The sequence below is a fragment of the Bacteroides sp. FSHCM14E1 genome (genome assembly GCF_019633785.1).
Classification (GTDB): domain Bacteria; phylum Bacteroidota; class Bacteroidia; order Bacteroidales; family Bacteroidaceae; genus Bacteroides; species Bacteroides hominis.
Genome location: NZ_JADKYL010000002.1, coordinates 148362 through 173402, shown reverse-complemented (window position 1 = coordinate 173402; position 25041 = coordinate 148362). Strand labels below are relative to the sequence as shown.

Genomic DNA, 25041 nt, shown 5'->3' with positions numbered 1-25041 from the left:
TAAGAACTATGGAAGATAATAAAAATAAGTCTGAAGTTCAGGCGCAAGAAACCGTTCAAGTTTCCTATAAAGAGAAAAACGGGGAATCCTCTCTGGCTTCGGCACTGGATGTGTTGTCCAGATTCGGCGGCTTCAATTTTCTGGAATCAACAGTGGATGGTGTTCAAAACCTGAACCCCGAGCGTAAGGCACGCAAAAAGATATTCTTAACCGATGAACAGAAGCAAGAAGAACGGGAAGCGCTGAAGAATAAGATAGATATGTGGATCGACCTGCTGAACTCATCATCGGCAGTGACGGAAATGATTGCCACTTCTAAAGCTAAATCGGAAGCTGCCGCATCGCATCTTGCCAAAAGCCAATTGGTGGCAGTGCAGAGTGTGAGGAATATGGAACAGGCATACCGTGGAGTGATGTTGTTCTATAAGAATACGGAAGCGGACAAAGTGAACAACGTGACGATAGTCAATGCTTCCAAAGAACAACTGACCGACCTCGACAATCCCCGCTTCATTGATTTCGTTGCCCGCGAACTAAAACAGAACTATGACAAGTTGGATTTACGTCAAAATTACTCACTGTTAGCCATTCCGGGCTATCTTGGTTCGAATAAGGTGCTTGAAAAATGGGCGAAAATCGCTTATGAGAATAAAGTGATGCTCTATACGGACTTTGCCGACCTTGATAAGCCGGAAGATGTGGTGGAACTGTTCTCTTCCTCCAATATGGCAAGTGGGGAGGCCTTCAAAAGCAATACCTGCATGACCTGCAACTGGCTGGTGGGACGTGCCGGATATCGGGAAATCGGTGAAGAGGAAGACCTCCATGTTTCTCCGTCTATTGCTTTGATGGGTAAAGTTTACACCACTCTGATGTCTCAGGTAACTGCCGGTAAGAAGTATGGCGGCATTAATGAAATAGATGCGGTGGTATTCCCGTTGAAGAAAAGCGAAATCTCACAACTGGAGAAAATGGGTTTAATTCCGATGGTTAATGAATATGGTAAAGTGATGGCGTTCTCCGCAAAGACATTGTTCAACGGTGACAATCTGGGATTGCAAACTTATTCTGTGGTACGTGTATTCGACTATATTACCAAGGTGTTGTTTGATTTCCTGAACCGCCGTTCGTTCGAGAACTGGAGTTCTAAAACCGAACGTGACCTGAGAGGGCAGATTGTACAGTATCTTGATAGTGTACAGGGAGCCGACCGCCTTATCGAAAAATTCAAGATAATCCGTTTCGAGCAAGACCAAAAGCAGAAGGACCGTATTTATCTGGATATTCACATGACTCCGTTCTTCCCTGCCAAGAGCTTTGTTATCAAGTTGGACGGCACGAAAGGTGATGATGGTACAAACTGGAATACAAATTACGAACAGGCGTAATAAGAATAAAATATGGATTTTTTGAACATCAATGAAACAGTTCAGAGCGTAATCCGAATATCAAAAGGTGTCGCCCGTGAGTATGGCAATGCCAGCTATGCTCCGGCACACCTTTTGTTTGCCTTGATGCACAAAGAGGTAGGTCTGCGTTCGTTTGTCGAATCGTTGGGTAAGGATGCGGATTACTTGCGCGAATGGGCGGAGGTAAGAATAGAGGAGTACCCCAAGGCTGCCGGCGCAGGCGAGATAATGCCCGATCCGAAAGTTAGCGAACTGTTTGAGCAAGCCGATAATGTACGAATCAAGTGGGGACTGCTGGAAATCAATCCACTTTGCCTGCTGGCAGCCATTGCTACACCCGAAGCAGGTTTCAGTACGGACGAGTTGCGCTCGTTCCCTATTCGGGAGCGTGAGATACATGACCTCTTCACGAGCGGAATGGGTAATATGAAAAAATCCGTAAGTACGCAGACTGACCTTCCGGGGATTGAAGCCCCCCTATGGACAGCCGGGGCGGGCAATTTAGATAAGTACTGTACGGATAAGACTGCTCTTGCGGCAGACAAGAAAGTATATCCTATCGTGTGCCGTGACCGTGAGACACGCATGATGATGGAAATTCTGGGGCGGATGGGTAAGCCCAACGTGCTCATCATCGGCGATGCCGGTGTGGGTAAGACTGCCTTGGTAGACGGTTTGGCATGCAGCATCATTGAGGGTACAGTTCCCCAATATCTAAAGGACATGACTATCTATGAGCTTGACACAGGAACACTGATTGCGGGTGCTACCTACAAAGGGGAGATAGAAGAACGGCTGAAAGGAATCATCAAAGAATTGTCGGCTCACGGCAATGCGATTCTCTTCATTGATGAAATACATACGCTGATCGACCCCAAGTCGGGCAACAGCGGAGCGGCAAGCATCCTGAAGCCGGAGCTTGCCAAAGGAAATATAACGGTAATCGGAGTCACTACGGTGGACGAATACCGTAAACTAATTGAACCGGACCATGCCCTTAACCGGCGTTTTGAAGTATTGCAAGTATCGGAACCTGACCTTGCATCCACCGTAAATATGATACAGGCAGCTTTGGAAAGATATGAAAGCTACCACGGTGTGGGGGTAGATGTAGATTCGTTGCCGGAATGCGTGGCACTCGCCAAGCGTTATGTCAAGGAACGCCGTTTGCCGGATGCCGCTATTGATTTGATAGACCGTACCCTCTCTGCGGTTAAGATGATTAACCAGAGCGGGGAAAAAGATATAAAGGGACTGGCAGAGCAGCTTGCCGCAATTGAAGCGGCGGAAGACCAGCCCGAAGCGGAGCGCACGGAGAAGTTGCGGTTAGTCAATTTCACCATGAAGAACCGGTTAAGCCCTATCCTTCTGGGAATGCTCTCCGATGGACAGAATGAACCGGAGTCATCAGACTACGGTGAATGGATGGATTATATTTTAAGTGTACTTGACCGATTACGTGAATTGACCAAAGAGAAAATCGGGAAAATCACTTCCCATGAAGTGGCAGCCGTTGTTTCTTCTTCTACAGGTATCCCTATCGGCAAGATAGAGTCGGGCGAGAAAGAGAAGTTGCTCAATATGGAAGATATTCTGCGTCGTAGAGTTGTTGGACAGGACAATGCGCTGAAGGTATTGACAGATGCCATTGTCGAATCACGAAGTGGAATGAACAAACCGGGACAACCGATTGGCTCATTCTTCCTGCTGGGACCTACCGGAACCGGTAAGACCGAGTTGGCAAAAACATTGGCAGAAGCACTTTTCAATGACGAAAAGGCGATGATTCGTTTTGATATGTCAGAGTTTAAGGAAGAACATTCGGCAGCCCTGCTATTGGGAGCGCCTCCGGGATACGTGGGCTACGAAGAAGGTGGCGTACTCGTGAACCGGATACGTCGTCAGCCTTATGCGGTGGTGCTTTTCGATGAGATAGAGAAAGCCCATTCTTCCGTTTATGACATCTTCCTGCAAATCATGGACGAAGGCAAGCTACACGACCGTTTGGGCAAAGAGGGTGATTTTTCCAATTCTATCGTACTGTTTACGTCCAATGTAGGTAGCGAATGGCTTAGCAAGCAGATTAATGAGGGTAAGAATCCTTCTACCACTGACCTGATGGAAGTCATGGGCAGTTATTTCCGTCCGGAGTTTCTTGCCCGTTTGTCGGAAATCGTGCCTTTCTCTCCTATTAACGAAACAATGCTGGTTCGTATCTTTGAGATACAGTTAAAGGGAGTTATAGCATTGCTTGAGAAGCAGCATATTGACATTGAGATTACGGAGAAGGCAAAGAACCTGCTTGCTACCCGTGGCTTCACTCCGAAATACGGAGCACGTCAGGTGGCGGGTACGATACGTAACTATATCCGCCGTCCTATCTCAAAGATGATTGTTGCAGGAACATTGACGGCAGGGAATACAGTTGTTGTCGATGTGGCGGATAATGGAGATATTGATTGGAATGTGAAATGATAAAATGAAGATACTATGTTTGGACATAAAAGTTTTTTGAGGATAGGTGCTTTGAGCGATTCCAGTATTTCGGGATTGTACAAAGACAGTTACGAACTGGAGAGTTGCAGTTTCAACTTCTCACAAGGGGTAGACACTAACGGCAGTCCGCAGACAGAGGTTCGTGGTGGTACACTTTATCTCACCTATAGCGGATTGCCTCAGGAAGATATGCTTCACTGGATGTTAGGTTCGACAAAATACGAAGATGGAGCCATTGTTGTGTGTGATGACAATAATGAGCCTTTAGAGAAAATTTTCTTTGAGCAGGCAGCTTGCGTTGGTTTGGAGATAGATTATGTCCAACAAGGAAAAGGATATATACAAACTAAGATAACATTACAGGCACGTAAAATCAAAGTGGGTGAAACTACCCTTGAAAATCGTTGGACAATAAATAAATAGGCGTTATGGAATTATTTAGTTTACCCAAAATAGACAGTGACCTGACCGCATGGTTCATCCTTGACGGCAAAGAGTATGAGATGAGCCAATTTAGCATAAGTTTCGGACAGTCGGTTGATCATAAAGGTCAACCGCAAGACGAAGTCCGTGGCGGTAGAATGCTTGTTGTTTTGACGCAGGCGCTACCGGACAATCTTTATCGTTGGGCAATGACTTCATCTCCTAAAAACGGGGAGATTGTATTTCGTTCTAAAACCGCCAATTCACCTTTGCGGATAATGTTTAATAATGCGTATTGTGTGAGTTTTCAGCGTCAGGTTGGTAATGCTTCCGGTATGATTTCAAAACTATTAATTTCTCCTGATGAGATTTTGATGAATGGAATTAGCTTTGATAATCACTGGGGTTAAATAGGTGTAGATATGGCTTATAGAAATGAATATAAAACGCAAAGTGAATTTAATGTCATCTTGGAACGGGGGGATGACTATGAAGGATTTGTAGTTGGCTTGGGATATACTTGGATGAGTAGCAAGGTAATTCTACCGGTAAATCAAAACGGATGGAGTCCAATATCTCGGAATGTTTCGGTGGACGAGAGTTTTCATACGATAGTCTCAGAAAGGAAATACGATACCTCCCAATATGCCTATGAAAAAAGTCTGATGCAAGATCCAACAAAAGTTTCCGAAAAGGTCCGTGACTTAATAGTTAAAAACAAAGGTAATAATATCACTGAGATAAATTTAGGCCAAGAAAAGCAATATTTGCCCACGGATAATAGTCAGATAGGTATTGTAATTACTGACACTGGCAGTCGGTACGAAATTGTGATTAGTGCCACGGATAACTCAAATGGAAAGACTTATGAGGCAAAGTATGAGAGTTTGACGGACTTGGTGTCAGCGGTACGCGATTCTGGTAGCCTGCCTGCTGTAAATAAGGAAGGACCCAATCTGGAAGGACTGGCAGGGTTAGGATTCGGAATTGCTGAAACAGCCGGAAATTGGGCTGAGAAGATTATGGATAATCGAGGTGCGTACTTACCTAAGCAGATGCGTTTCTCGCCCAAAACGCTTCCGCCGATTATAAGATTGCCTTTAGGGAACTATCAAGTCCCCGCTAAAGGTATGAGTAGAGTGCGTGGAGTAGGTAAAGCTTTGGGATGGGCAGGAATGGTGCTTACTGGCTATCAAGTTGTGCGTGATGTGCAAAATGGTCGATTTGCCGTAGCAGGTACAAGAATTGCCGTAGCAGGTTTAGCTTATGGCGTTACTTTTATTCCCTATGTCGGTTGGGTATTAGCTATCGGTATCGGAGTGGCTGATTATACTTGGGGTGACGAGTTCTATGACTGGATAGACAATAGAGCTTCTGAATTGGAAATGTGGTGGGACGGTGTAAGATTAGCATTATGATTCTGTATGATTATTTATTTTACTGTTCCTACAAAATGGGTATGAGGTCACATAACTTTGACGGATTACCTGTGTTAGCAGGCATGATGATGGTAACTCCTAATATGATGTTACATTTAGCTATATTGCAAGTTGTATTACAGACATTAGAAATTCATTGGTTTGAAGAATTGTTAGCTCTAGGTTGGTGGGGACATATTATCTATTTAGGATTTTTTGTCGGTGTCTATTGCTATTATTGGTATAATGGTAGATATAAAAGAATAATTGAGAAATATAATTTAGAAAAAAATACTTATTGGAAAAGGCATCCATTTGTGACAATCTTATTGTACGTAATCACAAATTTTGTGGTGTTTTTCATAGTTGTATGTATTAAAAAGGGATATATATTTTGATTAGTGCATATCATGCAGAAAAGAATTAGCATTATGATGTCTACGGTTGTTCATTTGATTGCTCGTACAAAATGGGAATACGCTCGAATAACTTTAATAGATTACCGGTTTTAGCGGATATGATTAATAGTGTTAGATTATTATCAAGGATATAATCATTGGAAATGGGAATTTTAATTAAAATATAGATTTATGCAAACGCACCTGTACCTTCATAAAGAGAACACCGACCTACCCCACGACGAGTACCGGGGGAAGTATCCGCTGAAACACTTTGATTACGGATTGAGCCGTAATGTGGGGCGTAAAGGTGAAATCACTTCCGGCTTATGCGGCGGAGAAATACGGATCGTCATTGACGAATTTGCCGACGCTACCCTGCTGGGATGGCTCTTTGACACCTTCCGTAAAGAAGATGGGGCGATTGTTACATTAGATGAACACGAAACGACCTTTGCCAAACTGCAATTTTCGGGCGCATCGGTAAGGAGCTATCGTATGAACTACGATTCGCGGGTTAAAAAAGGTGTGGTGACTATCATTGTGATAGAAGCCAAAGAGATTGTAACGGACAATGACTTATTTTTTAAAAACAAATAACTATGGGCTTTTTCGACAGGCTGTTTAAAGGAAAAGAAGTGTTTGCGGACAGACGCAATCCGGATATGGTATGCGAGATGACGCTTTGCGGAGAGTCGCACATCTTGTCCGAGTTTGATATTGCCTATGAGCCGGATAATTCCTCGAAAGAATATATGGAAGCATACGCCGTGTTCTCGGAGCCGGTAAATGCGGAGGTGGAGAACTGGATAATGCAATCGAACAGAAAAGAGAACGGAGTAGTCCGATTCTACCGCAACAGCGATGCGATGGACGAAGGCGCACTGTTCGAGATAAAATTCAGTGATGCAAGTTGCGTGCATTATCGCAATGTATCGCAGGGAGACACATCGGTAAAGACCATTGTGATGACTTTTCCGTCTGTCCGGATGGGAGGTGATGAATTTGAACTAAAACGATAATACTATGGCTATATACTCACTACATGAAATGGCAGGACTACTCAAAACGGGTCTTTGGCAAGGCGGTGAAGTCGAGAAGCTCGGATACATCGGGACGGCAGTTCCCCATGCTTCCCCCGCACCGGCTTGCGGGCTGACGGGAGTATATATCAGTTATGATACCATGTTGGAGAGATGCGAAGTCTCGATGCAAGGCGGCGGGTGTGAATTATTCATTTCACAATACCACCCCTATACCGGAACTTATATGACCTATGTTCTGGAAAGCAATCTTTCCGACAGGAGATTACTTTTGGCTAAGTTGGAGGAGATACTGGCAGACCGGAGGAATCCCTACCTATGGTCGCATAACTTGTACAAAAGAAATTCATTCGGCATCGAGCGCCGGTATGACACAGGACATAGCAGTATGTGGGGCGGTAGAATAGCCGTACCACGACAAAGTAAATTCTTTGGAAGATGAAACAGAAATACTATAAACTACCGGTACGTTTGGAAAAGCTCTTCGAAGGAGATATCCGGCAACTGGAAAGATGTTCCGAACTGGAATCCATCGACCAGCACATCGAACTGTTGCTGACCACCTGTCCGGGTGAGCACCGTTTCGACCCCAAATACGGTTGTCGGATCTGGGAGTTGGACTTTGAGCGCATTGTTTCTACCGAACAATGGAAAGAACTGTTTACCGGATACGTGATGCAGGCGATTTCCACTTATGAGAAACGCATTTCCGACATCACCCTCTCGGTAAACCTACAAGAAGTAGTCAGGGAGGAAGTTCTGGATAACCGGATGATACGTAAGCGGGTAGATATTACAGTACTCGCCACATTGAATTCCACCGGTGCTCCCTGCGGTTTCGGTTACAAATTATACATGGGACCTTTATCAAACGAATAATCAGGCAGTTGAAATATAAAATTAAAACGTATGGCAAATCTATTCACAAAAGAAAGCATTAAAGCCCGGATGTTCAAACAGGCGGCAACCCTATATGACATACGAAATATAGATGGCATAGACCCCCTTATCCGACTGCTGATTGAAGCCTTGTCGGGCGAAATTTTCAAGCTGTCCGGTGATATGCACGCCATTGAAAGCCGATTGTTGGAGAAAGTCGCTTCCGCCCTTACTCCACACACGGCATTGGTTGCCAAACCCGCCCATGCTATTGCTGCTGCCCGACCATATACACCGCAAGCTACTGTATCTCCCACAGATCTGTTTTCTTATAAAAGCACGGAGATAGTGAAGAAGTATAAGATGAAAAATCTCTTCTTTACTCCGCTGCATGAAACCCGCATAATCAATGCCGAACTGAAGTTTCTCGTGACGGCGGATGAATTTTGCACAATCACTCCCGAAGGAGAACGTGACGCCACTGCCCGCTTTCGTTCCGATGTGCCGGTAATGGGGCGGAAAATCAGTATCGGGATGAAAATAGGCAACAATGTAACTACCCTCAACGACTTGCCGTTATATATAGATATACCGCTTGTAGCAGATAAAAGCAGTTATCTGAAATTACTGCCGTACTGCCATTGCACGATTGCCGGTATTCCTGTAGAAATTAAAGGGGGAATCGAGTACGACCCCACACGTTCGGTCAGTGAGAAATACGATCTTGGCAGGTTGATTACGGAAGAAATAACCAGCAAATATGCTTCCCATTACCTGACATTGAAAGCTCACGGATTAAAAGTCAGAGATTTGTCACGTAGCAGAGTGCCCGAAGAAATCTCTTTCCTGCTGCCAAGTGATTTCATTGCTGAATGTGATGCGGATACTGTTTGGATAGATATAGAATTTCCCACCGCTTTTTCAAAAGAAATACTGGAACAGATAAAGGTGCAGATGAACACTTTTATCGTAGTAAACAAATATCCGGCAAAGATTACCAGAAAGGTAGATTCCGTCTCGGCCATTCTCCCTTTGGAAAAGACGGAATTTGAATATTTCCTGTTTGTGGATTCGATTACCGATAACCACGGAGACCAGCTTAGGGAAATTTCCAGCACACAGGATGAAGGTAGAGCCGGCTGTTATTCGGTCAGAAGGGGCGGTTGCGAACGCTTCAATGCGATGGATGCCAAAGATTTTCTGAACCGTCTGACAGACCTGCTATATGACGAAAGCATGGCCTTCTCTTCGACAGACAAAGACGGGATGAAAGAGGTGATCGAGCAGATAGAGGAACGGGTAAACCAATTGGGAGATAAGAATAAAGACGGAGTCGGAGGACAGGAAATGCTGTCGTATGTAGTCATAGACCAACGTTATGACAAGGATACCCGGTTAACTGTGGATTATACTCTTACTAATGGCGAATTTGCCAATGACATCTATGCGGGAGAACCGTTGAATGACTGTGCAAATCCCGATATAGACAAAGATACGCTGCAGTTTGTCACTTCCGTTCATGGAGGAAAGCCGTCCCCATCCGTAAAGCGCCGGATGGATATGTACCGATTCATGCTGTTGTCACACGGCAGCATATACACGAAAGAGGATATACGCAACTTCTGCATGGCAAGGTATGGCGACAGCATTCGCTCTGTGGAGGTAAAGCTGGGGTATGCAGCCGGTAAAAAAGAAAGCGAAGGTTTCATAAGGACACTGGACGTGTATCTACGGTTATCGGAGGGGATGCAAGGATTGGACAGGGAAGAGTTCGTTGTCGATTTGGACAGTGAGCTCAGGCGGTTGTCTCCGGAGACCTATAACTACCGTGTTTTTATTAACTCATAGTATTCACCCATAAAACATATTAACTATGGCATCGACAAACTTGGACGCTGTAAGCGTGGAGATAAAAGTAGCAGGAAAAGTCTGCGATTATGTGACAATGGAACTCTTTCAGTCGGTCAGCACACATCACCGTTTCAAAATCAAAGTGAACTACCGTCCGGACAAGCCAAGTGTCTGGGCTATCGGTCCCGATGTGATATTCAAGCAACTGGGTGAGAAGGTATCCATCCTCATGACCCATCATGAGAGCGGAGAGAAAACGGAATTTCACGGACTGATTTCTGATATTCATGTGGAAGGCTTCGACGGTAATCAGGGATTTGTCATTCTGGAAGGGGGAAGTCCTACCATCCTGCTTGACAGAGACCCCTCTATGGACTGTTATATAGAACAAAACCTGAATACGATAGTCAGCGACATACTTGACAAGAGCGGGGTGAAAATGAATGTGACCAACAATCCCAAACATACGGACATCATCCCCTATGTCGCCCGCTATAAAGAGACAAGCTACGGGTTTCTTTCCCGTCTGCTGCGCTCCTACGGCGAGTGGTTCTATTACAACGGGGAAACGCTACAGATAGGAGATCCGGAAATAGATACGGAAATCCGTGCAGGGTATGATGTAGATCTGACGGGTATCAACATCAATGCCACCATCCGTTCGCTAAACCATAGTACCTATGAGTTCGACCCTGTCAATGATAAGTTCTATTACGACTTTAGCGGAACGCCTAAAGGCGCTACCCTTGGTTCCCGTTCGGCTGAGAAATGCAGTGAACCTATCTTCCCTACCGAAGCGAGACTCCCCTCGATAAGACCCGCATATAGTGCAATGGATTTGGAGCACTACGGGGATGCCGGATTTCACCGCAACTATTCCCAATTGTCTCAAATCAGGGCTACGAGCCGTTACTGCGGCATCCGGCTGGGAGAATTGGTGGTTACCCGTGTACCCGAAAGTTTCCCGGGAGTTAAGATTCCCGATTTGGGACGTTACCGCATCACGGAGATTACCCATACGGTAAACAGTAAAGGACAATATAGCAACACCTTCTGCGGTGTGCCCGGCGGTACGCCCGTCATGCCGTGGGGAGACGCCGTGATGCCGATAGCTTATCCGGAGATGGCAAGAGTGTTGAGCAATGACGACCCCAAGAATCAGGGGCGTGTCAAGGTGCGGTTCATGTGGCAGGAGATAGACGGCGGCGAGAGCTACTGGATGCGGGTGCAAAGCCCGGATGCAGGCAAGAGCGAGCAAGTAGCCAAGAACCGTGGTTTTGTGTTTATTCCCGAGCCGGGTGATTTGGTGATGGTAGGCTTCGAACAAGGTAATCCCGACCGTCCCTATGTGACAGGCAGCCTTTTCTATAAGGCTAATTCAGAGGGAGCAGCAACGGATAACAGTGTAAAGAGTATGCGGACACGCAGTGGGCATACGCTGGAGTTCAATGATGATGAGGGTGGAGACTGGGGCATTACGATTAAGGATGGTAACGGTTGTATACTCCATTTAGACACTAAAGGAAAGAATATTGAAATCACCGCACCGGAAACCCTGTCTTTGACAGCAAAGAACGTCAGCATCAATGCTGAAGAAAATGTTCAGATTGCAGCTAAACAGAATGTAGATGTAACTGCCGAAGCCGATATAAATCTTGCAGCCAAGGGCAATTTGATGCAGCAGACTGATGGTGACATGTCAGCATCCGCAAAAGGAAGCATCAATGCCGAAGCAAAAGCCGATGTCAATCTCTCCGGTCAAAATACAACGGTAGACGGCAAGACCAAAGCGACAATAAACGGTGCAGAAACATTAGTATCGGGCAAGATGACAACTGTGCAGGGAGCTGCCCACAAAATAGATGTAATGTAAAACATAGAACGTAAGCTTATGAAACAGATTGTGACAGTGACTTTAAATCATATATGCCCAATGGTCACAGGTGTAACGCCCCATATGGGAGGTCCAATCATAGGTCCCGGTTGTCCGGGAGTATTGGTAGACGGAACCCCGGTATCCCTTATGGGAGATGCCTGCGTATGCTGTGGTCCTCCTGACATGATAGCTCAGGGATATCCGGGAGTAATGGTTGACGGCGTCCCTGTTGTCGTACAAAACTGTATGACTGCCCACGGAGGTGTGATCCCGGTAGGAGTGCCCGGAGTCGTCATCGGTAGCGCCACCCCTATAAAACCGATTACGATGAATATCCGGAAAATACCGTTCCCGAAAATCCGTACAGTTGATAGCGTAGGCGCTGCAGTTACAGGCAATTCAAAGAAAATGAAAGAAGCCAAAAACAATATCGCAGAATTAAAAAAAGAAACTTCGGGTCAGACTCCAATGATTTATAATCTTAGATGGGAGAAAGAAGGCGTCCGTCTTTATTCCGATAGAATTGACGAAGGTACGAAAATGGTAGCCGATGTTACCAATATTCCGGATGGAGACACTGTGAAAATTAGTGTTCTGATTGATGAGGATAATCGTATTGTCAAACAGTTTGAAGGAACAGTAAAAAACGGAACGGTTGAAATAGACTGGGATATACTATCCAAACACTTTAAAAAGGAGGAGTAAAATATGGATGATGTTAAATTAGGTAGCTATAAATTTAGCGCTGAATATCAAGACATAAAGGTAGAGTCTCCAAAGCTTGACATCATTGACGGTATCAGGCTCTTTCCAATGCGATTCGGCATCTATTGCGACAGCGAGGAAGCAAAAGCAAGCGTTTACCCTTCCGGTAAGCTCACACTTCTCGATGGCCGGGGCGGTGCGATTCCTGTAGTCAAAGGTTATGGCTATCATTTGAGTCCGATGATTTTACGCAATGGTTGGCTATATGTATATAGCCATAATACGGAATCCGTATATATCTATGAATGCACAAATAATAAATATACATTAACAGGGATAAAAAAGAAAGATAATGCGTCTACGAAGAAGGATTGTATGGAAAAACATATAAACCAGACCAATGATTTCATCCTTTTACTCTCAGACGATGTGGTGCAGTTGTTTTATACATCCATTGAATTATCCGATTCTTTTATTAATGAAACTTATTATAATAAACAACCGATAGGTTCTGTTTTCAAATGTAAGGAATGGAGCGATGGTACAACTAAGAGTGATATTGAAAGAAGACATGTCGATGCTGATTCCATCTGGTTTATGCCGGATAAGACAGTGATGCCGGAAGACGGATATGCTAATGCAATAGCTTATGATTACGAACGGCTTATAGATTCTGTAAAAATACAACATCAGGAAAAAAGAACGAAATTCCGGGATGTATTTTTTGTTTTAGACGACCCTCTCGGTTGTGTAGAAAAACTTATCCATGATTTGAACGATGCGCGCATCGAGCATGAATCCTTGATTCGTTCTATCAAGATAGGAGTGTCTCCTGAAAAAATCAAGCGCTTACTTATGAAGAGCGCCGGAATGCAAGGTTTAGAAAATGGGGAGATAATCTATCTCTTATCCGAGATGGACTTGTTACAGGGAGAAGATTTTGATACCCGGAAAGAAGAGATTAAGCAAGCCCAGTATATACATACTCTGCTACTTTATTTCTATAATTTTGCCTATTCTAAAGAAGAAAATCACTTAAAAGCAGGAGCAAAAGCATTAGACCGGGATTCTATCGAAAAACTGTTAGCTACCGAAGAACGAAAAGAAAGCAGAGCAAAAATTGAAAATCTGCGTAAACTGATTGCATTGTATATTAATAGTCCCATCTTCACCCGACTTTGCGAACGGTTTACCGTAGATACAGTCAATATAGCAGCCGACGAAAATGATGTGATGCATTCTGAAATGAAATTTAAACTTCAGAGTTCCCTAATGACTATCTTGCTGGCGCTATCACCTGTTCCCCATATAAATGATAAAGGGCTGGATTTACCGGATGTATATAAAAAATACAATGATCCTTGCGCTTCTACAATAAAATCCATATTCGATGCTTTTATTGGAGAAGGTGACAATAAAGTAGGTTTATTACTAAAAGATATTCCTACTCTTGCTTCGTTAAACCTTGATATAGCAAGAGATACTAATGCAGCATATAAAGAGAAAAATAGCGCTGGGGTAGATGGAAGTTTTTCTGCATTTATGCTACTGATAGACAATGCAATAAATACTTTTTGGAGAATAGCATACGAAACAAAAAAAACAAAATTAGTGATAGACAGATTTCTAATAGATCGGGATAACCTGTTAATAGAGTTTGATAAAGGAGATGTCACCAGACGCCTCAATGAGATTGGACGTAGCCGACTAGACGAAACAGTAATTGATGGCAGAGGTTATATTCGAATTAAAGTAAAAAAACCAGAAGATTTAACAAAACCTGTTTATATTAAAACTATCGCCAAAAATCCAAAAAAATATCAAAAGTTTCTCAAGCGTATGTCATGTAATAAGTCTTATTTAGCTATATTTTCTTTTATACAGCTATCTGCTATTGTGGAGGGATATGACAAAGAAAATGAAGAACTAAAAACACTAGCTCAAACTGTTGGATTTGCATCTGCTATTGCAACAATACAACGTCGTTTTATTGAAACAGGGTTGGATTTGAGAGCATCAGTTTCGAATAGACAGGCGTTAATCTACCAAGCGTCTTTGGAACGGATTAGATTACAAATAACAGTACTTGGTGCTGTAGGAATGTTTGCTGATGCCGCTACTGCAGTATTTGATGGGATTGCCCGTATAAATAGGAATGACAAGGATGCTGCTACATTTTATTTTATATCAGCTCTATCCTTTGCTACAGGCGGAGGGCTGGCTCTATTGGGTCTTAAATTTGCTTGGGCTGGTGGTCCTTGGACCATTCTTGTTTGCGCCGCAATTGGATTGATATGTGGTTTCATTGCTAGTTATTTGATAGATAGCGATATTGAGACATTTATAAAACAAACAGTCTTATATGAAGATATAACAAAGAGTCTCACGGGAGAGCCTTACCAGCAAATTCAAAAACTTTCTTCCGTAGAAATCAGAACTAATATTTTCAATAATAGATTCCACAAAAAGAAAAACAATAAGCACCTTAAAGCTTTATCAGATTATAGATATCAGCTCGAAGCGTTTTTCTATACCCAGGTAATGATACCATTTTTCAGTGCTAAAATAGAATACAGACGGAAAGAATATGTTTATTCTGCAGATTCACGAGTACGTCCTCCTTTGTATGACGAGGTGCTGGTACACATTTATAGCGACATTACACAAATAGCGATGAATCTTTCTGGAATAAAAATGCGTGTTAAGTTCGTTAAAAAAATACCGGTGGGTGAGAATCCATATTTTGATGTAGATTTAAAAGAAGTGAACAGTAAAAGTCAGAATAATATTCCTTATTCATCCTACTTTCATGGCCAAGAACCTATAATGACCGACAGTTTTTATCATTATATTTTTCGGGATGGAAACCTTGCGAACACTTTCTATGCCAGTCCAGAACTATATATATTATTATATGTGAGTTTTAGGCACAATGATGGAAGTATTACTCCAATGCCCCGTAACGGAGAAGAGACATTTCTTATCTACAGGTATAAAGTTGATATTCCCCATGTACCTTTAGATTCAAGAAGGCTTCTTTATCACGAAGCAAAGACTGTATTAGAACAAGTATTTATATCTCCAAACAGTAAAGATGTGTGGAATTTTTAAAAATAGAAACAGTTATGGAAATGGAAACAGATAGAAACCGCCCCTCTACAATCAGAATTATAGCCGGAATCATTGTATTGTTATGCGGATTTCCGGTATTTGGGGTTTGTTGTTATGGAATGTGGCGCTTTACAAATTGGTCTTATGAGGAGCTATGGATTTTTGAGTATGTATGGGGTAAGCTATTAATACTCTTCGTATCCGGAATGATATTTTTGATGTCGATAGGACTGATTTTGGTAGGTGTATTAATCGCAACAAAGATATGGATGGGGAAAAGCAGAATGATGGAGCATATTATATATCCCTTTCCAACTGTATTAACGGCTGAGCTTGCCGATAGCATGAATGTAGAAAGAGCTGATGATAAATTTTTCGTCTTCAATCCGAGTTCCTTAATCCGGAGTACTTTGATAGTCATCGGGGGGATTCTTTCATGCGTAGGAATAATCGTCATTTATCGAGAAATAAATGATCCATCTAGTGATCTTTATTCACCTCCCATAAGTGGAGGAATAGTAGCCTCTTTTTTTCTGCTTTTAAACGGATTACTTGCTCCTTCCCGTCGTTTTGTACTAGACAGAATGAAGGGTACTGTGACTTTTCCCCGCCATTTGTTTTTTCCACGTTGTACCATTCCCTTTTCAAAAGTAATTCCGGGGTATTCTAACGGAAACTTAGGTTTTGCACATCCTTACAGTGGAATTGTCATTCCTGTCCTTGGTGCGTATGATTCCGGCTGGTGGTCATTTTATGTCCTCTATATGGATAAAAATCGTCCGTTACCTCAAGGGGACACTTTCGATCCTTACAGGGAGAAAGACTTTTTACGCCGGAAGGCAGAAGGATTCCCTAAACCGATATATCCTAATACCATACTTGTTACAGATGCTTATATGGGTTATATATATGGTACGGATGAGTTTAAGCAGAGATTATCTAAAATAAAACACAGAATAGTATATTATTATGACAGAGTGTCATGGTATTGTCAGAAGCATGAAATAGAAATACCGAATGATAACGATTTGGTCTTAATCGGCATCTGGAAAAAACAATTTGTATTTAAGTTGTTTGCTCCTGAAAATGTGGAATATATCGTACTTCCCGACGACACTGTATTGACCGACTGTTTTCTTTGTGATAGTAACACAGCGGAGGTAAAATATATCAAATAACCTGATAGCATGAAAGTACAGAAGTCATATAATCCATTAGAACAAGTATTTATATCTCAGATTAACTTAAAACAAGAGTAGAAATATGAACTCATTCTTCCAAACCCTTGCCTTAACCTACCTGCTCTACCCGATACTGGGATTGTTGCTGGTAGGCTTAGGCATTTTCATAGCCAAGAAGAACGCCTTGCTGGGCAACAAGCGGCTGGTAGGTTATACCGTCGGTGCAATCGTCATCCTGACGCTCCCTGCTTTGCTGGGATTTCTTGACTACGGTTTCATGCCCTACGGCTACATCTTCCTTGCCATGTTGTATCTCCTTCTGGGCAGTTATAACATACGAATGATTGCGTGGGTTTTTAAGGACGACTACAAGTACCGCCACGAAATCATTCTCACCGGTTTTATACTGGTAGTATCCATGTTGTTCTTCACCCTTGTCTTCAATCTCTGCAATGAACTGAAATACGGTCTGTGGGCATCCACCTGTCTGCTTCCATTCGTCATTGTCTCGGTATTTATCCGCACCTACCGAATCTTTATCGCCATTCCGATTCCCGTGTATGAAGTATGGAGATACACTGACGATACCGGGCAGGAGGGATATTTTGACCCGGGCAGCCTGCAAGTCCTGCAAATAGAGCTATACAAGCAAGAAAGCGACCGGGAACCGGTCAAGCTCAGTGTGAAAGCACCGGACGAAATGCAATTCGGCACATGGTTTCATCGGATGATTGACGACTATAATCTGAAATCTCCGCAAGCCCCGATAGACGACTATGCAGCAAAAGAGGGAGGATGGATTTTCTACCGGAAACCCACCTTGCTATCTCCCCGGCATTACATAGACTTCAACCTTACCGTAAAGGATAACCGCATCCGCAGCCGTGATGTAATTGTTGCTAAACGGGTAATGGAACATAATGAGAACTAAGAATATAAAAATAAAACTACATACTATATGGCAAAGAAAAATTTAGTAAACTGGTCGGACTGTATGCCGCTGTCAGCCGCCATCTTCAACCAACATGACGATTACTTTCTGGACAGCATTCGCGACAGCATAGAAGTACGAACCAACAGTTATAACTACGGGCTGTTGCCCGCACGGCAAAACAGGGATGGCGAAAACGGCATCCGTATCAGCCAGCACGTGACCGGACACATTGAAGTGCGGCTGAAATCCTGTGAAGCAATCACCTCTTCGGGCATCCGCATCCAATTTGATGCCACCGAAACGGGAAGCGAATTAGTGAAGAACTATTCTGTAGAATCGGATACCCGTAAGAATATCACGCAATGGGACATTATCCTCTCCGTGGATCCGTTCCACCGGGTAGGCTCGGGTGACCCCAATCCGGAGGAAGTTCCACCCCGCCATCCGAACGCCTTGCCCTCCTATCGGCTGTTTGTGATGCCCAAAGGAGAAATCAATGTGAGTGAGCTGGGGGCGCATTACCTGACCATCGGACGTATCCGCAAGGATGCCGAACGATTCATGGTAGATGCCGACTTTATCCCGCCCTGTACGACGATGAAAAGCCACCCCGAACTGCAAGAGTATCATGCCAAGTTCGGAAATATGTTCCGCTCACTGGAGAATTACAGCAAAATTATCATAGCCAAAATACATAACAGGGATAATCGCGGCGAACTGGGTGCGCACATCTCTCTGATATGTCGGGAGATGCTCCGCTATCTCGCCACCCTGCAATTCAGTTATACCAATAAAGGGCTGTACAATGCTCCTATTGATGTACTGGATTCCGTATCGAGTCTGGCGCATATCATGTATGTAAGTTTCAGCTACCTATCAGGGACGCAAAAGGAGGAAACGCAGAAATATTTCTACGAGTGGAGCGACGTAACGCCCGGTTCGTTCGACGAGCAACTCGCCGATACGTTGGAGATGCTGTACGAACATACGGATATCCGGGCTTCGATGGTTCGTGCCTATTCGTTTATGTACACACTTACCGAATTGTGGCAACGGCTCAGTACGCTGGAATATATCGGTCAGCATAAGGAGAATATTGTGGTATCGGAACGCACTACGGGGAACAATACTACGGGACAGAACAAAACATGGAGCATAATGGATTGATATGGAACATCGCTTACCCAAAGAGATAAAGGGGCTTCTTCCGCCCAATACAATGGACACCGACTTCAAGGCAGAGCTATACGGAGCCTTGCTGTCGGAAGCCGGGTTCGACACCGCTCAAATTATGATGGTGCGTGACGGTAATAACCTGAGCAATGTTTCGAAAGATATCCGATCGGTGAAGCATAGGAATCATGTCGGCATAGCGGAGGGGGCATACATAGAACTAAAGACCAACCGCCGGGGGATTTATGATTCGCTGCCGGAGGGATTGTTCCATGAGGCGCTCTTTCCCGGCAAGGTGAAAAATTTGGGACTTATTCTGGAAGAGATGCAGCAACATCGTAACGAAGAGTTCTTTATCCGACGTTTTTTCAGCCTGCTGGAGAGCGAAGTGGACAGAGAAGGGATACAGGCACAATTGCTCGAATTGCGGTATGATAAAAAGAACAAATATTCTGATTATGCGAAACTCTTTGCCGCTTGCTGGCCGGTCATTCATATTTTGTCCAGACAGGGGGCGTTGCTGTTCATCAAGTTCATGCCGCATATCCATTCGATCCGGGGCAGACTGGAAGAGGTAAGCGACGCACTGTCGCAGATTCTGGAAGCTCCGGTAAAGGTACGCCCCAAAATGGTGCAACGGACAATAAGGGCACAAAAACCGAACCGGCTGGGGAACATGAGACTGGGAGCAAACAGTGTGAATGTGGGGGTGCTTAATAGTGCTGAGGCTGATTTGCATATACACATAGGCGACCTGCCAACTCGGGAAGTCGAAAGGTTCCTGCCCGGCAACCGCTCCCGCAAAGCCCTTGAAATGCTGGCGGATATTTTTCTTGGCGCGTGGCAGGAGTTCGATGTGACGGTCAGCGTTAGCCCTGACGAACGCAAGACTTATTTAAAACCGACGGGTGACGCCAGTCCGTGTTACCTCGGGATAAACACTTATTTATAAGAATTATGAAAGCAAAGAACAGTGAGAAAATCATCCGTGGATATTTGGAGTTTGCCGGCGGACTGTTAATCAGTACGGCTTTGAGCATGGCACTGCTCACAGGCTTTATCCATACGAATGGAAGCGAATATAAGCTAATGGAATCCAAAACACAAGAATACGATAAGATTTACGCCAGACAGATTGCCCTGGTGGATAAGGTGGATTCGCTGTATAACTACCTGGTGCTGATGGGCAGTAACGACCGGCTGAATCAGGTGGTGCTCCAAAAAGTTATCAGTACACGCAAGATGGAACTTATCGAGGAACTGCAAATAATGGATAGCAAGGATGTACTTCTGTACAAAAAACTGGCTTCGCAAATCAACGTGTTTCTGGACACCAAAGAAGCCATACGTAAAGCGGTTATTGAAGAAAGCCTTGTGAGAAAAGACCTGATGCGGTGCATTCAGGACAATAAACAGGCTACCCGAAAGCTGACATTGGGAAACATTAGTGTAGAAAAGTAAAATAGGAAAGATATGAGCATAACCCCTAAAAATAAAAGCAGCAAAACCGTTAGCGAGCGTGAACGCTTTATCGGATTTGTATATGTGCTTACCCTGTTTATTGTTATCACAGGAGCCTGTGGATTTATTCTTTTCAAGTATGCAGGGACACGCCACATCTTCTCCAATAAAATAATGGTCATTAAAAAGATGGAGCGGCAAAAGGAATTTCAAAATATACAATCAGTACAGATTGTGAGCGCAGATACCCTATTTTCACGTATTGAACAGTTTGAGCCGGGCGTCAATGCCTCTTATGAGGAAAATGATATCAAGTTCCTGATAAACGACCTTGCCAAACAATGGGAAAGAAACAGTTTTGACAAGCGCAATAAGATGTTCTGGCATCTCGCTTCGGTATATGAAATGTGGTTTGCCGACAAGAAAGAACTATGGAGCAAGCAGGATAACATAATAAAATTCAAGAAGAATCTGGAGGAGTGCGAAGTCGGACTCCAGAAGAAGGAAGGCGAACTTAAAAATAAAGGAGGCAAGCCATGATGAATAAATTCCTAAATACTAAGGTTCTCTATATCTTTATCTCCGTTATCATACTTATTATGGTTTTTCTGCTGGTAATGAGAGCTTGCTCGCAGAAGCAGCCGATTCAGGCTACTGTAACTCCGTCTGACCCTGTCGTGGGGGAAGAAATATTTTTTTCCGATTCCACGTCGGGAGCGAGAATCTGGTACTGGGAGTTCGGAAACAACGAGACATCCACACAACGCAGCGGACACCATCGGTTCAAGCAAAAAGGGGTGTACAAAATACGACTGACCGTCAACGGAAATCTGGAACGCTACTTTGATGTGAGGGTAAAAGAGAAGACCAATACGGAAGACCTGCATCTGGTTCATATCATAGCTCCCAAGGAAGCTATTCAGGGAGAAAATATCATCTTCCGTGGCGAAGGACACGACGAACAATGGCGCTGGGAGTTCGGAGAGACGGGGATGATTGATTCCCGTGAAAAAACGGCTCTTTATGCTTATACCGAACCCGGAGAGTACGAAGTATTGCTTAATACGGAGAATACCCGGTATCCCATCAGACACCGGATAAACATTCTGCCCTACTATTCGGAGAATGATTCTACCGATGTAATGGTGCTCATCGGTTTAGACATCAAAGAGAAGTTGCAGAACATTGCAGACGGTAAACCCTTTAATGTAAACTACAACTATGTAGTGGACAAGTATTTTAATAATAACCCGAACACGCTGGTTATTATCAACAACAATAAATATAACGACTTTTATTCTTATTGCCAAGGACTGCACCATATCGGCAGAAAAGAAACGATTATCCAGAATGTCATCGTAGAGACGGAGGATGAAGAGAGCGGATATATCACCCAAATAACGGTTATGCAAATCGAAAAAAAGAAATGAAATGAGAAAGTTATTTGTCCTATTGATTTCTATCGTCGTTTTATCGGCTTGTGCTCCCGTACACCGCTTCACTCAACTGAGGAAGCTCCCTCGTGAATATTCTGAAAATTATTCCATAGAGGGGATAAAGGCACCCAGAAGCGCTGCCCACCGCAAACCGTGGATTGTCTATTCGGACAGGGTGGAGAATGCCGCCTATGTCAATCCGGGAGGCAGGGTAAAGTCTGCCGAGGTAGGATTACTGGATACGTTCTTAGTTATCAAGACCAAAGGAGATTATTTGCGGTTGATTAAATATAACCCCACAAATATCAAGCACAACCGTATGACCCAACGCAAAAAGGCGGAATATGTGGGCTGGATGCACCGCTCCCGACTGATACTTTCACCTTCTTCCATTACCGATGTACAGTCGGGACTGCATGACAAATTGTTGACTGCGATTACCGACACCACGGCAATCATGCAATCCGCAACTTATTTTACAACCGCCGATTCATTGAAAGTGTTTGGCGATCCGGAGCTACAGAATCAAACCGGCGTGGTGGGTATCCACGCTATTATATACGCGCTCAAGTATTCTGTTGACAGACGCAGTGTATTGGTATCGAAAACTCCTTCTCTCTCTGCCGATAAAATCGGTGAGCAGGTTATCGGATGGATTCCCGCCGTCATGCTGCAAGAAATCGGACATCAGGTGTTCACAGGAACGGCGTTTTCCAGAGTGCCGGCTTTGCAAAAGACGCTGAAATATGCTCCTATGATATATCCTTACCATACCGATTCCACCTGCTCGTTCGTCAGCGGAACATTAGAACCGGTTATTGACAAGAAGGACAACCACGTGTTCAACATCAACGGAAAGAGAATCTCTTATACCCGTGGAAATCAAATCAAGCAAGAATTGAAGCGAATAAATATCCTGTTCGCAATGGAACAGTCTTCCCGGCTACCGGAACAATACCCGATGCTGTTGAATGCCATACAGAATCTGGGACCGTTTTTTGCCGGTTCCGGTGAATCGTTCTCCTATCAATTCGGAGCGGCGGTAGCTACTCGCCGGGGCATGGAGACAATTCCCCTGACTGCTGACTACGAGATACTTATAGACCGATTGGTAAAAATGGCATCACATGTAGCTGACACAGAAAGTACTCCTTTGCCTGCATGGAAGGCAATGAGAAGTGCATTGGAACTTATCGGCAATACACCTGAAGCGGTTAATCTGATTATATCAGTCGGTGAAACGGGAGAACAGCAAGAGAATGCTCCCTCTTCCATTGTGAAAACCCTGAATGAAAAGAACTGCCGCCTGCTCGGTTGGCAACTGTACGCCTCGAACGACGATAAGTACAACAACTATGTGCTTCAACTTTCAAACATGATTGAACATTACGCCGAGTACCGCACTAAAAACAAGCGGAATATGATTTTGTATGCCGACCAGTTTTGCCGCAGCAACCTGCTGCGGGAAGCAGGCCCGAATTTTCTCATGCTCGACTATCCCTATGCCAGCATGACACAAGGCGGTTTCCTGTTTCCGGAGAAAGGTGAAACCCTGCCAATGGAATTGTTTGCCGGAGCGGTAGATTCCATCGTAACGCAGATAAAAGCGGATCACCAACTGCTCTCTGAAAGCATAGACCGTGCATTTGCCACGGTTGGCAACGGTAAAGACCGTTTAGACAGTCTTCTGATTGCAACCTATCATCTGCCTCAAGGGGTAAAACCGAATAAGGAGTTTAAAAAAATATTTGGTGATGTTGCTCCGGTATGGTATAGGAAAACAGGAAGAATTACCGTTCCGGACAGTTTGATGCGCTATTACCTGCTACTTTCCGACCCGGAACTGAAACAGACAATAGAACGCTTGGAAACACTCTGTGCAATAGAAGTGGATGTGAAGGACACGAATAAGCCAAAGAAAGGTAAAGTTAAACAGTTATGCCGCTATTTAAGGGAAAGGGTACTCCCCGATGAGGTGGAAACTATCGGCGCATCACCCGCAAATTCCGAAAGCAAAGTAGATACGGTGTATGTATCTACCGGAAAAATACGCCGCCACCTTTATCGCTTTTATATGTCAGAACTGCGCAACTGCCGGATCTGCAAAAATAAGCGAAAGGAAATCAGGCGATATTCTCTTTCTTATGCACACAGTCAGATATTTGGAGTTCCGGCTAACAGCTCTGTGCTTGATGACATAACGGTGAAGGATCTCAAAAAGAAAAAACAGTTAACCGACAAAGAGTTGGACGAACTTATTCAATATTTTAAAGAGAGGAAAGAAAATATGGCTAAGAAATACGGAGAAGAAAAAATAACGATGGAAGGACAAAGCTATTACTACATAGCTTCAGAACTGTTACCGTAGGAGAAAAAGTATTTTCCAAAGAAAAATAGCGTAATAAATTGTGATACGAAAAAATCATAAGCCGGCGTTTTGTGATGAAAATCCAATAGATTGCCATTTTGATGTGAAAAGCTTTCCTGCCGGGACAACGGTGCATAGCGACGATACGAATATCATCCACCTGATATTCTGCATGAAAGGGCATGCACGGATTACCAGCACATTCTTCTATGATGAAATCCTGTGTGCGGGAGAGGTAATGTTCGTTCCTTGTGGGAGTGAATACAGTGGCATGGCGTTAAGTGATGTTACGCTGCAGGTTCATAAATTTTTCATCCCCGCAGCATTTCAACAGTTTTTGTAAACAGTATTTGGGTGATACGCCCGGCAATTTGAGAAAATCAAAGCAATAACTTTCGGTATAATTTTTCCGATGATTAATTTATATGATAATATGCCAACTATCTGTGATAGACTATCCTGACAATACCTGTATCTTTGCACCCAAAACCAGAAATAGAATTTGTATGCAAGAAACGTATGAAGAAATGATGCAGGAAGCGGACAAACGGGTATCCGGCATTGACCTGAACGGAAAGCATATCATTAGATTGTAAGACTATTATTGTCTTCCTGAAAGAAAAATTGAGTGAAATGAAAGTGCTTGTAGAATCAATGCCTTTCAGTGATGAAACCGAAGAAATCTCTTTTTTCAAGTATCAAAAAACGATGTTGCTGGGACGGCTGATCTTATTTTCACAAGATACTCAATGTGGAAAGCCAGCGTCCGCTGGACGAAACTTTCTGGATAAGATACGGGAAAGGTTGAACAAGCGGATGCAGCAGGATGACGAGAAGAAAAGGAAGCGGAAATAGCAATACTCTTACGGTTTTTAACTA

Annotated in this window: 24 protein-coding genes; all 24 read left to right on the top strand. The window is 43.8% G+C overall.

Annotated features, from left to right (window positions below; all coding sequences use genetic code 11):
* Positions 1-8: 8 nt before the first annotated feature.
* Positions 9-1388, top strand: a complete 1380-nt coding sequence (locus ISX59_RS03750) for a DUF5458 family protein (RefSeq protein ID WP_220575682.1) — start codon at positions 9-11, stop codon at positions 1386-1388.
* 12 nt (positions 1389-1400) lie between these two features.
* Positions 1401-3884: an ATP-dependent Clp protease ATP-binding subunit gene (locus ISX59_RS03745; protein WP_005794654.1), complete on the top strand. Its 2484-nt coding sequence runs from the start codon at positions 1401-1403 to the stop codon at positions 3882-3884.
* A 15-nt stretch (positions 3885-3899) separates the two neighbouring features.
* Complete coding sequence (gene tssD, locus ISX59_RS03740; protein WP_032533091.1) at positions 3900-4328, top strand: type VI secretion system tube protein TssD; 429 nt, start codon at positions 3900-3902, stop codon at positions 4326-4328.
* 5 nt (positions 4329-4333) lie between these two features.
* A complete protein-coding gene (gene tssD / locus ISX59_RS03735) occupies positions 4334-4738 on the top strand; it encodes a type VI secretion system tube protein TssD (RefSeq protein ID WP_005794657.1) in 405 nt (134 codons plus the stop codon).
* A 12-nt stretch (positions 4739-4750) separates the two neighbouring features.
* On the top strand, positions 4751-5746 hold the full coding sequence (locus tag ISX59_RS03730; RefSeq protein ID WP_011202659.1) for a hypothetical protein: 996 nt from the start codon (positions 4751-4753) through the stop codon (positions 5744-5746).
* 41 nt (positions 5747-5787) lie between these two features.
* Positions 5788-6144 (top strand): hypothetical protein, encoded by a 357-nt coding sequence (locus tag ISX59_RS03725; protein WP_224223382.1) that lies wholly within the window; start codon positions 5788-5790, stop codon positions 6142-6144.
* 192 nt (positions 6145-6336) lie between these two features.
* Positions 6337-6744, top strand: a complete 408-nt coding sequence (gene tssD, locus ISX59_RS03720; protein WP_032533090.1) for a type VI secretion system tube protein TssD — start codon at positions 6337-6339, stop codon at positions 6742-6744.
* 2 nt (positions 6745-6746) lie between these two features.
* The gene (tssD, locus tag ISX59_RS03715) at positions 6747-7166 is read left to right on the top strand and encodes a type VI secretion system tube protein TssD (protein ID WP_032533089.1); all 420 of its coding nucleotides are present in this window, start codon (positions 6747-6749) and stop codon (positions 7164-7166) included.
* Between the two features lie 4 nt (positions 7167-7170).
* Complete coding sequence (locus tag ISX59_RS03710) at positions 7171-7629, top strand: DUF5456 family protein (RefSeq protein WP_005787085.1); 459 nt, start codon at positions 7171-7173, stop codon at positions 7627-7629.
* Positions 7626-8066 (top strand): GPW/gp25 family protein, encoded by a 441-nt coding sequence (locus ISX59_RS03705; RefSeq protein ID WP_005787083.1) that lies wholly within the window; start codon positions 7626-7628, stop codon positions 8064-8066. Before ISX59_RS03710 ends, ISX59_RS03705 begins: the two co-directional genes overlap by 4 nt.
* 30 nt (positions 8067-8096) lie before the next feature.
* A complete protein-coding gene (locus ISX59_RS03700) occupies positions 8097-9914 on the top strand; it encodes a type VI secretion system baseplate subunit TssF (RefSeq protein WP_032533086.1) in 1818 nt (605 codons plus the stop codon).
* Positions 9915-9939: 25 nt separating this feature from the next.
* Positions 9940-11790, top strand: coding sequence for a type VI secretion system Vgr family protein (locus tag ISX59_RS03695; RefSeq protein ID WP_032540966.1), 1851 nt, complete (start codon positions 9940-9942; stop codon positions 11788-11790).
* Positions 11791-11808: 18 nt separating this feature from the next.
* The gene (locus tag ISX59_RS03690; protein ID WP_032540968.1) at positions 11809-12498 is read left to right on the top strand and encodes a PAAR domain-containing protein; all 690 of its coding nucleotides are present in this window, start codon (positions 11809-11811) and stop codon (positions 12496-12498) included.
* A gap of 3 nt (positions 12499-12501) precedes the next feature.
* Positions 12502-15609, top strand: coding sequence for a toxin VasX (locus tag ISX59_RS03685; protein WP_220575681.1), 3108 nt, complete (start codon positions 12502-12504; stop codon positions 15607-15609).
* Entirely contained in the window at positions 15597-16787 is a 1191-nt protein-coding gene (locus tag ISX59_RS03680; RefSeq protein ID WP_233481276.1) for a hypothetical protein, read from the top strand. The genes ISX59_RS03685 and ISX59_RS03680 overlap by 13 nt, the downstream gene beginning before the upstream one ends.
* Positions 16788-16872: 85 nt before the next feature.
* Positions 16873-17721, top strand: coding sequence for a TssN family type VI secretion system protein (locus tag ISX59_RS03675; protein WP_032540971.1), 849 nt, complete (start codon positions 16873-16875; stop codon positions 17719-17721).
* 27 nt (positions 17722-17748) lie between these two features.
* Positions 17749-18891 (top strand): hypothetical protein, encoded by a 1143-nt coding sequence (locus ISX59_RS03670; protein WP_032540972.1) that lies wholly within the window; start codon positions 17749-17751, stop codon positions 18889-18891.
* Position 18892: 1 nt separating this feature from the next.
* The gene (locus ISX59_RS03665; protein WP_032540973.1) at positions 18893-19849 is read left to right on the top strand and encodes a type VI secretion system baseplate subunit TssG; all 957 of its coding nucleotides are present in this window, start codon (positions 18893-18895) and stop codon (positions 19847-19849) included.
* A gap of 5 nt (positions 19850-19854) precedes the next feature.
* Positions 19855-20358, top strand: a complete 504-nt coding sequence (gene tssO / locus ISX59_RS03660) for a type VI secretion system TssO (protein WP_005787050.1) — start codon at positions 19855-19857, stop codon at positions 20356-20358.
* A gap of 12 nt (positions 20359-20370) precedes the next feature.
* The gene (locus ISX59_RS03655; RefSeq protein WP_005794693.1) at positions 20371-20898 is read left to right on the top strand and encodes a type VI secretion system transmembrane protein TssO; all 528 of its coding nucleotides are present in this window, start codon (positions 20371-20373) and stop codon (positions 20896-20898) included.
* Complete coding sequence (locus ISX59_RS03650) at positions 20895-21788, top strand: PKD domain-containing protein (protein WP_080715636.1); 894 nt, start codon at positions 20895-20897, stop codon at positions 21786-21788. Before ISX59_RS03655 ends, ISX59_RS03650 begins: the two co-directional genes overlap by 4 nt.
* A gap of 1 nt (position 21789) precedes the next feature.
* Positions 21790-24162: a type VI secretion system protein TssR domain-containing protein gene (gene tssR / locus ISX59_RS03645; protein WP_032540974.1), complete on the top strand. Its 2373-nt coding sequence runs from the start codon at positions 21790-21792 to the stop codon at positions 24160-24162.
* Positions 24163-24202: 40 nt separating this feature from the next.
* Positions 24203-24505, top strand: a complete 303-nt coding sequence (locus ISX59_RS03640) for a hypothetical protein (RefSeq protein ID WP_233481277.1) — start codon at positions 24203-24205, stop codon at positions 24503-24505.
* Between the two features lie 290 nt (positions 24506-24795).
* Positions 24796-25017, top strand: a complete 222-nt coding sequence (locus ISX59_RS03635; protein WP_032540975.1) for a hypothetical protein — start codon at positions 24796-24798, stop codon at positions 25015-25017.
* The last annotated feature ends 24 nt before the right edge of the window (positions 25018-25041 follow it).